Source organism: Microseira wollei NIES-4236 (assembly GCF_020521235.1).
Taxonomy (GTDB): domain Bacteria; phylum Cyanobacteriota; class Cyanobacteriia; order Cyanobacteriales; family Aerosakkonemataceae; genus Microseira; species Microseira wollei.
Map to the genome: position 1 here is coordinate 1 of NZ_BLAY01000216.1, position 14,738 is coordinate 14,738.

A 14,738-nucleotide genomic window follows, 5' to 3' on the forward strand; every position below is an offset into this window, starting at 1 on the left:
CTCTTCACCAATGTCAAGAATCAACATTAGTTAAGCTTAATATTGACTGCGGTTAAAACCGCTCGTGTCGATTTTCCGCCCCGCAATAAATTGACGGGGCTACCAATCTCCCGTTATTTTTAGGTGTAGAGTTGGGTACCTTGGGGATTAAATAGTCCATCACGAGCTACTTCTAAGTTAAAGGCATCGATGCGCTGGGTGACGCTATTGTAGGCAAAAAACTGCCAGCGTTTGATCCCATGCACTTGGGTGGGCAGTTGTAATACGGTAAAGCCGCCATTGCTGAGGTTGCGGATAAACGCTAGTTCTTGGGTTGGCTCAAAGAAGGGCTTCCCTTCCATGTCGTTAGCGCCTAAGCCGTCGGTTTGGCTGGCGGGGCGGGTTTTGTGGCGGCTGCGTTGATAGCGCACTTCTCGGTTGGGCTGTAAAACTTTGCCAGCGAGAACAAAGCGATCGCACAATAGGGTACTATCCACTACGGGTACATTGCTGTTATTGCTCTTGACTAGGTCGCTACGAGTCGCATCTCCTGATGTTTTGCCGTTGGTGAGCTTATACACGGCATCCGCGTGACCGTTGGCAATTGCTTGTCGAAAGACGAAAATATACTGATCGTCAGAAAATACCTGGAAGGGAGCATCAGCCGTTAAACGGGCGGTGCTAGAGAGAAAGCGCTCAATTTCATCAGGCTGCAAGCTGCTGGGATTGGCTACTTCTTGGCGCGTATTCACCTTAACCACAGGCATTGGGGTAGCGCCGGTGATGCTATAGCCTACCTGCTCAATTTCATTGGGAAATTGTAGTTCTGAGGGGTCTTCTGGCCAATAGGCGACATCATACTCTCCCTTGTTGCCCTGGGTATCATTCAAGTCCAGAACGGCATAAAATATCCGCCGTTTATCGTCCATGGCAAAGGATACCACGGTGCCATTGTGGCTAATCATTGCTGTGTAGCGATACGTGCGATCGCTGTAGCTCTTGATCAGCTTTTCGGAAATGTTAATTGTTGGCATTGCGTTTACCCTGATATACTACCTACCCAAAGTTGCCCATAAGTGGACATCTTTGACACTTACTTTCTGCTGACTCGAAGGCACTTGAACACTCTTCTTGAAGAGTAAGAGTGTTTCTTTTTTAGTTCCGCAATTAGAGCAATTTTTGCCGAGCGGAAACCACTGATTCATCCTTGTCACTAATTCCCAGCCGTACAACTAGCACTTGTACTCTAACTGGCATCTGAATTCATAAAAACCCAGATCTGGAATAGCTTTTTCCGATTAGCATCATACCTGACAAATTTAAATCCTCCCTTGACCAATTTTTCTCTTCTTATTTTTTACCATCACATGCAATTTTTTTTTGTTGGAAATATAAGTTTATATAATTTTATTTTGTTTAATAAACTGTATAGAATTGTGAGCATGTCAGGTTTGCACGCGGGAAGCAGGAAAGGGATGAAGACGATCCAATAGGTAAAAAATCTTTGCTTAAATAACGCAAACCTGCTTAAATAGACTAAGTTGACATTAGTTGAATTAAGCAAGTTTGGATGAACCATGTCACGCCGAAAGAAGCGGCAAGAATACTTGGAGTGCAGGTTTCCAGCTGGCGAAGGTGGGAGAATGAAGGGCGGCTCAAAGCAATCAGAACGCCAGGAGGAAAAAGAAGGTTCTGGCTCGAAGAAGTGGAAAAAGCAGCAGGCGTTCCCCGAACAATTAAAACTATCAAAACAGAACGGGAGGGTTTCATCCCCTGAGTAATAACTGCGGGGATGAAACCCGACTCGCCGGTTTTTAAACCGGCGTATCTCTTCATTTCCCCCGCTGATTCTCAATAGCAGCTAGGTGCGCCTCTACTGCAATAAAATATCCACTCTTGAGGACTAGAGTAAATTTTATACCGTCACAATGAAGTAGCCCTGGGGGGTTGGGGGGAACGCTAGATCTCGATCCCCCCCAACCCCCAATGCCTTGGGGGGGTCAAGCGGGGATCAATTAGCAATTAGCAATTAGCAATTAGCAATTAGCAATTAGCAATTACCAATTACCAAAAAATTTATAACCGATTACTGCGCTTATCGATCATGTCAGCTAGGAGGGCGAACATACCAAGCTGGGTAGCGGCGACGAAGAGGATTAGGGTTTTTTCGGTTAAGTCGTGGCGAATGAAGATGTCTTGAGACAGGGTAATTAAAAAACCGATAAAAAATGCGGTGGCGACTGGTAAGAACACGCGCAGGGGGGCGAAGTAAACCCCGATTCGCAAAATAATTTGCACGAAACCTAACGTATCGCGGATGGGTTTAATCTTGCTTTTTCCGACGCGATGGCGATAGTCTATTGGTTCGTAATGGACGACGTAATGATTGGTTAGCATTGCCAAGGTAATCGTCGTCGTGAAACTAAAGGTATCGGGTAAAATATTTAAAAATCGTTCGGCGATACTTTTGCGAAAGACGCGCATTCCGCTGTTTAAATCTGGAATTCTCCGCCGCACTACCCATTGGGCAAAATGGACGAGAAACCATTTGGGAATTTTGCGAATGGGGGAATATTGAACGTTTGCGCCTGTCCTCGCACCGACTACCATATCAGCTTCGGTGGCGAGGGCGACTAATTCGGGAATTCGTTCGTTGGGATAAGTTCCATCGGCGTCGGTAATCGCAATTAAAGGATATTTGGCGTTGCGAATTCCGGTTTTAAGTGCGGCGCCATATCCCCAGTTGCGCCCGTGTTCGATTAATCTGATATCCTGACAAGAACGCAGGATATCGCCGGTTCTGTCGGTAGAACCATCATTGATAACTAAAATCTCGTATTTGCATCCGGCGGCGTCAAAGGTTGCGTGCAAATGCGCGATGGTTTCTGCAACTGCTTCCTCTTCGTTATATACGGGAAGGATGAGGGAAAAAGGCGGATAGGCAGTTTTTGTAGAAACGCCGTTGCTATTTTGTGTCTCTGTACGTCCAAAGTGGGAGGTTGTTTCCGAGAGTCGGTTGATTTCGCGCACGATTTGCACTCCTTCTAATCGCACCACTCCCATATAGTACAAGACGGAGGGAAAAACCTAAATGCAGAAACCGGGTTTCTTCGTGCTGCCATATAGTATTGTTATTTGGTACTTTTAATCTGAATCTGGATCTAAAAATACCGTTTGTGCCAATGTTGATGTCGCGACTGCATAAATTTTTGACCAACTCCGCGAGTCGAGTAGCGAGTTCATCTGTAACGTTCTGGTTTATTTTAAGTCTAAGTTTGGCAGTCGTTTACAGCATCCCGGCGCTGCGGGAAGCTTTTAGCGGCTTCTTTGTGGTGCAGGATGATGCCAGACAGCATGTATTCTGGATGCAGCGGTTTGTTGACTCGAATCTGTTTCCCAAGGATTTGATGGCAGATTATTTTCAATCGGTGGCGCCTGCGGGATACACTTGGGTCTATCGGTTGATGGCGATTGTGGGAATTGAACCGCTTTTGCTGCATAAATTATTACCGCCTGTTTTGGGAGGGATCGCCACCTGTTATTGTTTTGGCATCTGCGTGGAATTATTACCCATACCCATCAGCGGTTTTATCGGTGCGTTGTTGCTAAATCAAACTTTGTGGATGCGGGATGATATTGTTGCTGCGACTCCCGTTGCTTTTGTCTATCCGCTGTTGCTGGCATTTTTGTATTATTTGCTCAAGCGTAATTTGTTGGGAGTGGCGAGTGCGATTGCACTAATCGGACTTTTTTATCCCCAATGCGTCTTCGTCTGCTCTGGCGTTCTGATTTTACAGCTAGTCTGGCATAGCCGTAAAGATGCTGAAATAGAAAATTTCCCCGCGTCTTTGCGTCTTCGCGTCTTTGCGTCTTCTTCACTCGCTTTCTACGCTATTACCTTAGCAGTTGCCATTTTAATTTTGCTCCCCTACGCTTTCAAACCTTCAGAATTTGGCACAATTATCAGTGCTGCTGAAGCGAAAACCTTGCCCGCTTTTCTACCCGACGGATGGTCGAACTTTTTTGACAAAGATCCGGTTAAATTTTGGTTTTGCGGTAAGCGCAGCGGTATGTTACCCACCGAGTGGTGTGGATTGGCATTTAATTATTCTTTCCTTTTAATTCCGCCCCAATTATGGGCAGCGTTGGCGTTGCCTATACTGCTGCGAAATCCGCAGCGATTCCCTTTAGTAAAGCAGATTCGCGGCATCGATATCTTGCCGCAAATATTGATAGCATCGTTGTCGTGGTTTTTGATTGCCCACGCACTGCTGTTTAAATTGCATTTGCCCAATCGATATACCGAACATAGCTTCAGAATTGTAGTTGCGATCGCCGCTAGTATTACCATTGCATCCCTACTCGATACCTTACTCAATTACCAATTACCAATTACCAATTACCAATCAAAAACCTTCTTATCTTTCCTCATCGCCTTTGCTCTCTTTTTATATCCGCCGATTTTAAAATTGCAGAACTATTCCTTCGCCGCCGATAGTTATGTCGTTGGTGAAGTACCAGCGCTGTACAAGTTCTTCCAGTCGCAACCCAAAGATATTACCATTGCATCTATTGCCAAAGAAGCGAATAACCTACCCAGCTTCGCCCACCGATCAATTTTAGTCGGCGGACAAGGATATGCTCTGCCCTATCACAAAAAGTACTATGCTCAAATTCAGCAGCGAACCTTGGATATGATTAACGCTCAATACAGTATCGATTTAAAAGAAGTACAGCGCTTTATTCAAACCTATGGGGTAGATTTGTGGTTGCTAGATCGAGCTGCTTTTACGTTATACTATGTAGAAAATAATAGTTGGATGGAGGAATTTCAAGCCAAACAACCAATCGTGGAAAAGATAAAACAAGGTACTGTTCCAGCTTTATCAACCCTCCTGGAGAAGTGTTCTGTATTCGATACGGAAACTTTTGCTGTCTTGCAAGCGTCATGTATTGTCAAACAACCAAAATAACTGAATGATTGAACCGCAGAGGACGCGACAGTCCGCAGAGTCAGAGAAGAGAGATAATTTAGTGATATTAGAGGAGTGAAGGTTTTGAAAGCATATCTAAAATCGGTAAATCAATTTAAAATAGCCATGATTATTATCTTGTGCTTCAGCGTTTTTATTAACAGTTACAGCATGGGATGGGGTTTGCCAAGTTTTAACGCATGGGCGGCGGATGAACTCATTCCTTTAAGGGTTATCGATGGTATTGAAAAAGGTTTTTCCAATGGTTGGCATTTTAAATATCCGCCGTTTCATTTTTATGTCTTAACTATCTTATATTCGCCGATTTTGCTGTTGCATAATTTGAAGTTAGTAGATGTTAACAGTCTACCCACCTACACGATACTTTTTTATATTGGCAGATTTACCAGCGTCATTATGGGTGCTGGACTTGTATTTGTCACGTACTTATGCGGCAGAGAACTTTATGAAGAAAGGGCAGCGGTTTTCGCCGCATCAATCGCTGCTTTGTTATGTCCTTTTGTTTACTATGCCAAAACGATGAATTTAGAAGTGCCTTACCTGTTTTGGGTAATGCTTTCTATGTTGTTTTATATCCGCATTTTGAAACATCAAAAATTAGCGGATTATTTGTTATTCTCAACTACCGCAGCGATCGCAGTTGGCACGAAAGACCAAGCTTATGGATTGTATATTTTAACACCTATATTTATCATTTATCAAAACTACCTATATTTGAAGCAAAACAATCAGAAGGCGCGGCTCAAAGATGCGATAATGGATGAGAAGGTAATTTTAGCGTTCGCTCTAGGATTTACTATCTTTTTAACCATCCACAATATCGTCTTTAATCTACAAGGTTTTATCAAACACGTTAATCTAATCACCGCAGGAGATGCTCAAATACGCCCGCGATTTGAAAGAAATATATTCGGTTATTTCAGCATGTTTGTGCAAAGTTTCCGACATATCAGATTTGCTTTCGGATGGCCTTTATATTGCCTGTGCATGTTGGGTTTATTTAGCGCTTTATTAAATAAAAAGAAATCCAATCTATTATTCTGCCTTTTAATTCCGATTGTTTCCTATTACCTGTTTTATATCAGCGTTGTTTTTTACAATAACGTCAGATATCTACTGCCTTCTTGTTTAATCCTGGCGTTATTTGGAGGACAGTTTATTGCTGAATTACTAAATCCAGCGAAGAAATTTTTTAAAGCAAAAGCAGTTTTAATGACGGCGATATTTGTTTATACATTCGCTTATGCATTTTCAGTAAATATACTGATGGAAAACGATTCGAGGTATTACGTAGAGAAATGGATGGCAGAGAATATCAGCAAGAATGAAGTTGTTTTGGGTGCAGGAGATCGCAAGTACTTACCCCGCCTAGAGAACTACAAATCAGAAGTGACAAGAAAACCCACATTGGCAGTTTTAGCAAAAACAAAACCAGACTATATTATTGGCACAAGCGGTTACGATATTCGCAGATTTGAAACGAATCGTCCAGAATACGAATTTTTCGATAAATTAAACCGTGGGGAACTAGGATATAAGTTACTGTTTACCTATAAATCCCATCCCAAATGGGATTTATTCAACCAGGAAGAATTGCGTTATAGAAACATCGATCAAATGTACATTTATTCAAACTTTGACAAAATTAACCCCGAAATCCGGGTATTTAGAAAGAAACCCGGTTTCTGAGAGTTGACGAATGGAGGGAAATGTCATGTTCAAGTTTAAACAATATTTAAAATTCAACTATTTTTTGGCAATCGTTATAGCGTTAGGAATCTTTTTTCGATTTGCCAACATCGACCAAAAAGTTTACTGGTACGATGAAACAGTCACATCAATACGCTTGTCAGGTTATACAAAAGAAGATTTTTCCGATTTAGTTAGCGATAGTCAGGTTATTAGAATAGCAGATTTACAGAAGTATCAACAGCCCGCTCCGAAAAAAGGTTTAATCGATACTATTAGATCCTTAGCAGTAGAAAACCCCGAACATCCACCACTTTATTTTATGCTGGCGCGACTTTGGGGGCAGGGTTTTGGTTATTCTCCAGCGGCGATGAGAAGCTTTTCTGCCGCAGTTAGCTTGCTGGCGTTTCCGTTAATGTATTGGTTATGTCGAGAATTATTTGAATTACCGCTAACGGGATGGATTGCGATCGCACTCCTATCAATCTCCCCATTACACGTACTTTACGCTCAAGAAGCAAGGGGTTACAGTTTGTGGACGGTAACAATTTTATTATCTAGCGCCGCACTGTTGCGGGCGATCCGACTTAATAAAAGCATAAATTGGGCATTTTACGCAGTCACCCTAGTGGTGGGATTGTATACAAATTTACTGACGGTGCTGGTGGCGATCGCCCATGGTATCTATGTCATTATCGTGAAAAAAATTAGATTTAGTCAGACTTTTACCGCTTATTTTATATCATCATTATCAGCGTTTATAGCTTTTTTCCCCTGGTGTTTCTTAATGGTGACTAACTTTAATGATATCGACTGGGTGAAAAATGAAATTCCCCTACCGACTTTAGTCAGCAGGTGGTTGCTTAACTTTAGCGCTATTTTTTTTGATGCTGCTATTGGATACTCCGACAATTTTATCGATATCAAAAGTGGTTACGACAACTTGCATATTAACTTTAGCAACCCGCTGACATATGCGATTATACCTGTTTTAATTATAATCCTGTACGGGATTTATTTTTTGTTTAGAACGAGTGACAAACAAGCTTGGCTGTTTATTTTAATTTTGATAATTGCAACGACTATACCTCTGTTATTGAAAGATTTAACTGACGGTGGACAGCGTTCGAGTATTCCTCGGTATTTAATTCCCTGTTATTTAGGAATTCAATTAGCGGTTGCTTACTTAATTTCTCATCTTTGGGAACAGAAACTGTGGCGGATAATTGCCGTTATAATAATTTCGGGAGGGGTTGTATCCTGTGGAATTAGTTCTCAAGCAGAAACGTGGTGGAATAAATATAGCAGCTATTACAATCCCCCAGTCGCGCGGATTGTTAACCAGACTAAGCAACCGCTTGTTATCGGAAGTAATGCCATTCGAGTTACATCTCTTAGTTATTTGCTTGACCCAAAAGTCAAACTAATGTTAGTAAAAGAACCCAACGTCCCTAAAATTCCAGGAAAGTTCAGCGACGTGTTTTTATTTCGCCCTGCAAAAAGCTTAAAATCGGGAATTGAACAACAACGTTACAAACTAGAACTCGTTCACGAACCTGGGGATTTGTGGCGAATTACTCGATCGTAATTCTATATCCCTGTCATATCATTTCCCCAGGTATCGGTAGTGTATGGATGGCTAATTGCTAATTGCTCGCCAGCTAATTGTCAATTGCCTCCAGAGCAGCCATTAGCGATTAGCTATTAGCAGTTACACAACCGTTGCTACTGGACATGATATCAGGAAAAGCGTAATTTGAAGTTGTAGATATTAAATGTCATCTAGCCAGAATAACATTGATGAATACAACTATTAAAAGTATCGCCACCGCAACCGTAACATTATTGCTGATCGCAGCATCCCCCGTAGCGATCGCAGCAAATTCTTTTGCACAAACCACCGTCGCACAATCAGTCAATTTAAGGGATACTTTAATTATTCCAGGAGAACGGGTTGGTCCGGTGACGCGCAATACCACTCGTCGCGATCTGACAAGACTATTTGGCGAGTCTCGTTTGCGGGATAAAACTATTTCCGGCGCTGAAGGAATAGGTCAGTTTGCTGCTACCGACGTAAACTTGGGAAGAGAGCGATCTTTCACCGTTGTTTGGAGTAATTCCGCGCGGACTCAAGTAGGAACGGTGCGAAATTTTGGCACAGCTTGGAAAACTCGCGAAGGGATTGGCGTCGGTACTTCTTTAGCAGAATTACGCCGCATTTTAGGTGAATTTCAAATCTCTGGACTTGGATGGGATTACGGCGGTACAGTTATGTTGGAGAAAACTAGACTTGCACGCTATCGAGGGGGTTTGATTTTGATAGTCGATGCTGCACCCGATGCGGGGCAGCGGTTTCCGAATAATTATCAAGCAGTTTCAGGCGATCGCTTGTTTTCTTCTAACAATCCTAACTGGCAACGTTTAGGCATCCGAGTATCAGAAATGATTGTAACCTTAACTCCAGATGAAGGTATTTAACATAGTAGGGGCGGGTTTAACGAAATATTTCTCGGTGTCACGCAATGGTTGGTAAAACCCGCCCCTACCAGTTACATCCAACGGCGCTGGTAATGGGTATAGCGGATTGCAGGCGCATGAGGTACACCGAAGGTTTGTGTAGCGCGCAGCATTAATGCTGCCGCTACACAAACTCAGCCAAAAGGCTGTACCTCACTTACTTGCAATCTGCTGTAATCGGTAATTGGTAATTGTCACGATTACACCAATTACCAATTACCAATTACCAATTACCAATTACCAATTACCACTGTTTAATTCTGTTTGCTTTTGGCGATGCATTCTGCCTGTAAAACAACCAAATTATCCACCTGGAAAACTTTACACCGACTCGTAACTTTTGATAAAGCAGGGATAGCACCCTGCTTTAATTTTTCTATTGCTACTTTTGTCGCCGGTTGATATTGTGCCAACCATTCATCGTTAGCTACATATTCCGTTGTAAAAGCAGCGCGATCGAGTAACCAAAAATCTATCCCGTACTTTTTGATAAAATCTTTTACTTCTGTTATTTTTGGACTATATTGAGCGCGAATCAAATCGCTTGTCCGCTGGCGAAATTGGTTATAATAACCGACTTGATAGGGAACTGCATATTTTCTTCCCGTTAAAATAGAACGCTGGGAAAATGACGGCAAATTGTTCGCTTCTTCCGCCAAAGATGCGATCAGAATATCTTTCGGTTGCTTTTGGAAATACTCGTACAGTGCTGGCGTTTTACCCACGCGGTAATTTGTTTCGGGGAAGTCAGGCACAAAAGCAGGATAGAATATTAAAATCAAAAGCATTCCCATGCAGAGTTTGGGAACGATGGATAAAGGCAGAAGAAAGAAAGGATCTTCTTTCGCACTTGTGAGAATTTTATCGATCAGGATAGTTAAAGCGATCGCACCCGCAAAAGACATAATTATCCGCAAGTTATATCCCGTATACCGACTGGGAACGTGCAATTTAAAGATAGCAGCATGAGCAGCAAAAAACATCACCAACGATGCCAGCAATATCTGCAATAATAAAACCCCATTTTTCACATGTTTAACCAAAGTAAACTTATCCGAAAATCGCATAAAAATTGGCAGCAACACCCCCAACCAAAGCGTCGCCGGAGCAAAAAAGTATCGGGGAAAAAAGCCGCTACGTCGTCCATTAATCCAAAAATGCCAAGGATTTTCGTGGAAAAACTGCGTCCGTCCTCCTGGTAAGAAATCCGGTAATTGCCTCGCCGCCGCAGCAGTGATAGTAGGTCCGAATTTGTCAGAAGAAAAAGCATAAGGTAACAGCACTAAAAAAGCCACTCCCAATCCGGTTGCACACAATAATAAATCTGACCGATTATTTTGCCAATCTAAAACGCGCAAAACTAACAGAACAACCGCCACGAAAGTGTATTGAGGATAGAACGAACCTAAGAGAGCGATCGCCACCGCCACCCCCACCAAATTCCGCCGCAACAAGTAATACAAAAACGCCATAAAAAAAGGATACAAAAATGCTCTCGGCGTCCCAGAAACCAAATCATCCTTCATCCAAATAGCCTGATTCAGCAGCAACGTTGCCATAAAACCCGTCGCCGGTATTGGCAACAATTGCATCGACACCCCAAAACAATAGCAAGTCGTAACTATCCCCAACACCATCGGCAACAATTTATTCAGCAAAAGCGGATTAATTCCCAACCCCGCCGCTAACTGATAAACCGCCTTATATCCCCCAGGCGCAACCGATTGAAAATAATCCGCAATTAAATCCTTTGGAAATAACTCCGGATCTAAAAATCGCAGCATCCAAAACACATGCTGCCGCGCATCATCTTGCACGACATATTCGCTACCAAATCCTTCCCTTAATCCCAAAAATCCATAAAGTACAGAAAATCCCAAACTCAGACAAAACCAAAACCTCACCCTTCCACTAGCAGGTTTAGAATCAAGACTTATTAAGAATTGTTGCATTCGTGCGATCGCCATAACACCCCGACATTCTTCCCATTACTTAAAAAGTGTACGTTGGGTTGAGCAATAGTGAAACCCAACCTACTTCTAGTCTCTCTTATCTCTGACTCTGCGCCTGAAGCGGTTCATTAAAAAATAGCTTATGCTAAAACAGTCGATGACTGCCAACATTACCCCCTTCCATGCAAATTCAATTAATTTACAACGACCCCCCCACCACAGCACAACCTCGCCAACTCACGCTAGAAACACCCATCGCCATCGGACGAGAAGCTGCGCGAATGCCTGCCCAAATAGAAGGGCGTCGAGTTGCCCAAATCATTTTATCAGCTGACGAGCGCGTCTCGCGCTTTCACGCCGAACTCGACTATAAAAACGGTCAATTAGTCATCATAGATCGTAGCAGCAGCGGCACTTTTGTCAACGGCGTCCGTCAAACGCAGACAGTATTAAATAGCGGCGATACAGTACAAATTGGTTCGTATCAAATCCGGATAAATTTTACCGTACCATCCCCAGTAAATTTAGATCAAATTGGACTGCGTTGGGAAGATCCCACAACCGGAGAAACCAACGAATCAATCTTAGCAATTCCCATCGCCCTCGGACGAGAAATTGCCCGAATGCCAGCAGAAATTCAAGGACATCCTGTCTCCCGAATCCTCTTAGATAGTCTCCAAGTTTCCCGCTATCACGCTTTTATTAACCGAGTCAGCGGTAATTTAGTTGTCAGCGATCAAAACAGTACAACGGGTACTTTAGTCAACGGCATACGTCAGAAACAAACTATTTTAACCAACGGCGATATCATACAAATTGGCCCTTATCATATCGCCGTAAACTTAGCAGCAAGTTCCCCGGTTATAACTGTACCTGGGACTGTAATTGGAGGCAATACACCGCCAGTACAACCTTTATATGTAATTGGTTTTAACCCGGATACAGGATTATTAGCGCCCGCAGTTCCTTCGCCCTCTCCGCCACCAAACTTTCCTCCATCGATATTTAGCAAACAACTAATATCATTAGACGATCTTCGCACTACAAACCTATCGGTACAGGAAGCAGAATACATTGCCGTTGGTGCGGGATTGGGCAGTTATATTTGGGTCGATTTATTGAGGATTTGCGGCGTCAAACCGCATCAAATTATTGCAATGGGTTTAGAACCAAAACCTTATGCCCGTTATCAACAATTGTGCCTCAATTCCCAAATCCCATTACGAGAAAGATTGCGGTCAAATTCCGACTCTTGTCCCGATAATATTTGGGGTTGGCCTAGTTATGCCTTGCGGGAAGCTTGCCACGATTTTGGCAAGGGAAGATTTGGCGATGCAATCAAAGAATTGTGGCAAGTTTTTGCCGAACCAACCTTTGCTGAAACTTATACACCCCGCGCCGGAAATGTGTTTGATTCGATTGACAGAGAAGCAGCGCGAATTGGTTGGAATCATATCTTTCAATACGGACGAATTCGCGCAATTCGGAAAACAGAAGATGGACGATATTGTATTGCATATAGCGGAAAAAATCGCGAACATGGGTATTTAATCGCCCGCTATTTACACCTCGCACCCGGTTATCCGGCGATTCAATTTTTGCCCGATCTGCAAGAATATCGCGAAAAAACAAATGATTTTAAGTCGGTTGTGAATGCTTATGAAGACCATAACCATGTTTACCAACATTTAGAAAAAAATGGCGGTACGGTGTTAATTCGGGGGCGGGGAATTGTGGCATCTCGAATTGTGCAACGCATCTACGAAACGCGGAAATTGAACCGAAATATTACTATTGTGCATTTGATGCGATCGCCCAAACCAGAAGGGAATAAATACGAGAGAGCGCAACGCACAGTAGAAAATCATTACGAATTCCAACCCTTTAACTGGCCTAAAGCTTGTTGGGGCGGAGAATTGCGAGAATTATTAGAGCAATCTGAACCCAACAAACGCCGCGCTTTAATCCAAGATTGGGGCGGAACAACCACCGCCGATCGCACAGATTGGCGCAGAATTGTACAAGAAGGAATTTCGCAAGGTTGGTACAGAATTCGCTTTGGCGAAGTCGAGAAAGTCGAAAAAGATCCCAGAAATATCACCATAACCCGCATCCGCGAAATGGGAATTAAAGGGCTGACAAATATCGAAGCCGACTTTATTATTGATTGCACGGGTTTAGATGCCAAAGTAGAAGCCAGTCCCCTGCTAAAAGATTTATTCGAACATTACAATTTGCCCTTAAATTACAACGGGCGCATCTTTGTCGAAAATGATTTTGAAATCAAAGGAATGCAGAATCAACGAGGTAAAATATATGCCGCCGGTGCGATTACTTTAGGTGGCCCCTACGCTGCGGTAGATAGCTTTTTGGGATTGCAATATGCAGCGTTGATAGCGGTGGATAGTTTAGCGAAATCCGGTGCTACTGGAGTTAAAAGATTTACCGCGTTTCGTTCTCTGGTTCAATGGTTTAAATGGGTGGGGTATGTAGAACCTTAATACTCAAGTTCTTTCTCATATCAAATCCCCATCGACAACTCCTATAATCTTCTTCTTCTTGGCGTTCTACTCAACGAGTGCGCCTCTGAAAGCGTCTATGGCTTCTTGGCGGTTCATTTAAAAAGGAGGTCATGGAAGCGGATTTGGTATCAGTCCTCTTTCAGAGGACTTTAGCTATTAGCCAGGGGTTTAAACCCCTGGCGGGTGATGGGACTGGTGCCAGATCTCAAGCAGGCAAAGTATAGCGCCGTTCGATTGCTGCCTTAATCAAACCGCGGCTTTCTGGCGCTGATAGATAAGCACGCCGTTCAATTTGTTCCGTTTCATCAGCTAAACCTTCATCCTTAATTACCTCGCGAATCCAACGCGAATAATCATGCTGTTGTAAATGAAACAACCAAGTTTCATCATCTAAACTTTCTGCAATTTGGGTGAATAAAATTAGATTATGATCGCGTAAATTTAACTGACAATGCGGCCCTCGGAAGTCAAAACTTTTATCTTCCCCTAATTGACCTTCCGCATATTTGCGAACGTGGCGACTGGGTTCCATTTTGCCTGGGGTAATGCGAAATTTAAACGAGTCTTGTTTGCTTTTCCTAAACCAAGCTAACGCCTCTCCAGGTTCGATGGTTTGCGGCGTCATATTTGGCGGATATTCATCGATAGATTTGCAGAATTCCTCTATTTTTTCTGGCGGATATTGGCCTAAAGTAATAATATCGTCAATCGATAATAAGGCGGTGGGTGCAACGTGTTGGATTACTTGAATTGGTCGCTTTGTTTATCCTGCCTGAGATAGAAACATCTACTATATCTATCCCCGATCGTAGGGGCACGGCATTCCACAATCTTTTGGTATAAATCAAAATTGTTAGACGCCGTGCCCCTACTCGCGCCACCGCAAAATATGGGCACGGCATTCCACAATCTTTTGGTATAAATCAAAATTGTTATACGCCGTGCCCCTACTCGCGAAACCGCAAAATATGGGCACGGCATTCCACAATCTTTTGGTATAAATCAAAATTGTTATACGCCTTGCCCCTACTCGCGAAACCGCAAAATATGGGCACGGCATTCCACAATCTTTTGGTATAAATCAA

Annotated in this window: 11 protein-coding genes and 1 pseudogene; 6 read left to right on the forward strand and 6 right to left on the reverse strand. The window is 43.0% G+C overall.

The features are described 5' to 3' along the window. Nucleotides 1-119: 119 nt before the first annotated feature. Nucleotides 120-1,013 (reverse strand): hypothetical protein, encoded by an 894-nt coding sequence (locus MiSe_RS42080; protein WP_226592066.1) that lies wholly within the window; start codon nucleotides 1,011-1,013, stop codon nucleotides 120-122. 80 nt (nucleotides 1,014-1,093) lie between these two features. Next, nucleotides 1,094-1,308: pseudogene (locus MiSe_RS54245) on the reverse strand (zinc ribbon domain-containing protein); the annotation flags it as partial. Nucleotides 1,309-1,549: 241 nt separating this feature from the next. Here MiSe_RS54245 and MiSe_RS42085 point away from each other — a divergent pair. Continuing rightward, complete coding sequence (locus MiSe_RS42085) at nucleotides 1,550-1,756, forward strand: MerR family transcriptional regulator (protein WP_226592067.1); 207 nt, start codon at nucleotides 1,550-1,552, stop codon at nucleotides 1,754-1,756. A gap of 299 nt (nucleotides 1,757-2,055) precedes the next feature. Here MiSe_RS42085 and MiSe_RS42090 read toward each other — a convergent pair whose 3' ends face one another. Continuing rightward, on the reverse strand, nucleotides 2,056-2,901 hold the full coding sequence (locus MiSe_RS42090) for a glycosyltransferase family 2 protein (RefSeq protein WP_444980618.1): 846 nt from the start codon (nucleotides 2,899-2,901) through the stop codon (nucleotides 2,056-2,058). 287 nt (nucleotides 2,902-3,188) lie between these two features. Here MiSe_RS42090 and MiSe_RS42095 point away from each other — a divergent pair, with 287 nt between their 5' ends. The 4 genes from MiSe_RS42095 (at nucleotide 3,189) to MiSe_RS42110 (ending at nucleotide 9,140) form a co-directional block, all read left to right on the forward strand. After that, on the forward strand, nucleotides 3,189-4,952 hold the full coding sequence (locus tag MiSe_RS42095) for a hypothetical protein (protein ID WP_226592071.1): 1,764 nt from the start codon (nucleotides 3,189-3,191) through the stop codon (nucleotides 4,950-4,952). Nucleotides 4,953-5,036: 84 nt separating this feature from the next. Continuing rightward, on the forward strand, nucleotides 5,037-6,662 hold the full coding sequence (locus MiSe_RS42100; protein WP_226592073.1) for an ArnT family glycosyltransferase: 1,626 nt from the start codon (nucleotides 5,037-5,039) through the stop codon (nucleotides 6,660-6,662). Nucleotides 6,663-6,687: 25 nt separating this feature from the next. Beyond that, complete coding sequence (locus tag MiSe_RS42105; protein WP_226592075.1) at nucleotides 6,688-8,250, forward strand: glycosyltransferase family 39 protein; 1,563 nt, start codon at nucleotides 6,688-6,690, stop codon at nucleotides 8,248-8,250. 212 nt (nucleotides 8,251-8,462) lie between these two features. Then, nucleotides 8,463-9,140 carry a hypothetical protein gene (locus MiSe_RS42110; RefSeq protein WP_226592077.1) on the forward strand — a complete coding sequence of 226 codons (678 nt, stop codon included), beginning with the start codon at nucleotides 8,463-8,465 and terminating at the stop codon, nucleotides 9,138-9,140. A gap of 293 nt (nucleotides 9,141-9,433) precedes the next feature. Here MiSe_RS42110 and MiSe_RS42115 read toward each other — a convergent pair whose 3' ends face one another. Next, on the reverse strand, nucleotides 9,434-11,131 hold the full coding sequence (locus MiSe_RS42115) for a hypothetical protein (protein WP_226592079.1): 1,698 nt from the start codon (nucleotides 11,129-11,131) through the stop codon (nucleotides 9,434-9,436). A 182-nt stretch (nucleotides 11,132-11,313) separates the two neighbouring features. On the opposite strand from MiSe_RS42115, the gene MiSe_RS42120 reads away from it, so the two are divergent. Then, the gene (locus tag MiSe_RS42120) at nucleotides 11,314-13,632 is read left to right on the forward strand and encodes an FHA domain-containing protein (protein ID WP_226592081.1); all 2,319 of its coding nucleotides are present in this window, start codon (nucleotides 11,314-11,316) and stop codon (nucleotides 13,630-13,632) included. Nucleotides 13,633-13,858: 226 nt separating this feature from the next. Here the strand turns inward: MiSe_RS42120 and MiSe_RS42125 are convergent, their stop codons facing one another. Both MiSe_RS42125 and MiSe_RS42130 read right to left on the reverse strand, forming a co-directional pair. Continuing rightward, nucleotides 13,859-14,278 (reverse strand): hypothetical protein, encoded by a 420-nt coding sequence (locus MiSe_RS42125; RefSeq protein WP_226592083.1) that lies wholly within the window; start codon nucleotides 14,276-14,278, stop codon nucleotides 13,859-13,861. Nucleotides 14,279-14,394: 116 nt separating this feature from the next. Next, the gene (locus MiSe_RS42130) at nucleotides 14,395-14,634 is read right to left on the reverse strand and encodes a hypothetical protein (RefSeq protein WP_226592085.1); all 240 of its coding nucleotides are present in this window, start codon (nucleotides 14,632-14,634) and stop codon (nucleotides 14,395-14,397) included. Nucleotides 14,635-14,738 lie beyond the last annotated feature (104 nt).